Source organism: Burkholderia sp. LS-044 (assembly GCF_004803625.1).
GTDB classification, from domain to species: domain Bacteria; phylum Pseudomonadota; class Gammaproteobacteria; order Burkholderiales; family Burkholderiaceae; genus Burkholderia; species Burkholderia cepacia.
Window position 1 is genome coordinate 1 of record NZ_SSWO01000053.1, and the last position, 763, is coordinate 763.

The following is a 763-nucleotide window of genomic DNA, read 5'->3' on the forward strand; positions in this document are numbered from 1 at the left end:
GCACGGCGTGCCGGCTGCCGCCTCGAGCGCCCAGTCGCGCATCCGGTCGACCTGGCGCACGCACGCGAGCGGCACCCACGCATAGTGGAAACTGTCCTCGCGCTCGAACTTCTTCTTCACGATCGCGCGGATCGTCGCGTTCTTGATGCCGAACGGATCGCCTTCCTCGACGCGCATCCGCTCCGCGACACCCGGCACGCGATACAGCACATGCCGCAACGCCCGGTACCACGGCGTCGACCAGCCGTCGATGAACACCGGCGTGGCCAGCAGCGCGAGCCGGCCGCGCGCATGCTGCACGCGATGGCACAGCAGCAGCGCGACCAGCGCGCCCATGCACATGCCCGCGACATGCACGGTGTCGTACTCGTTCTCCAGCGCGCGATACTGCTCGGTCACCGCGTCGAGCCATGCCTCCGCGCGCACGCCGACCAGATCCTCGGGGCGCGTGCCGTGCCCCGGCAGCGTGATCATGTGCGTATCGCCGCCCGCGCGCCGCACCGCCTTGTGCAGCGAACCGAGATCGTATTGCGTGCCGCCGAGCCCGTGGATCAGCAGGACGCCCGTGCGCCCCGTCATGACGCGTCCCCGCTCATTCGTCCGCCGGCCACACGCGCTCGAGCTGCCAGACGCCTGCCACCACCGTCACGTCGACATTCGAGTCGAGCAACGGTGCGCCGTGATCGGTGATCGTCTGCGTGCCGCCGTCGCGCTGCACGATACGCAGCGACAGCGACGCACGATCCTCGCCGGCGATCTCCGC

At 70.0% G+C, this 763-nt stretch carries 1 protein-coding gene; it reads right to left on the reverse strand.

Annotated elements, in window-relative coordinates; translation table 11 throughout:
• A partial coding sequence (locus tag E9536_RS41125; protein ID WP_136473347.1) for an alpha/beta fold hydrolase occupies positions 1–579 on the reverse strand: 579 nt, incomplete at its 3' end.
• Between the last annotated feature and the right edge of the window lie 184 nt (positions 580–763).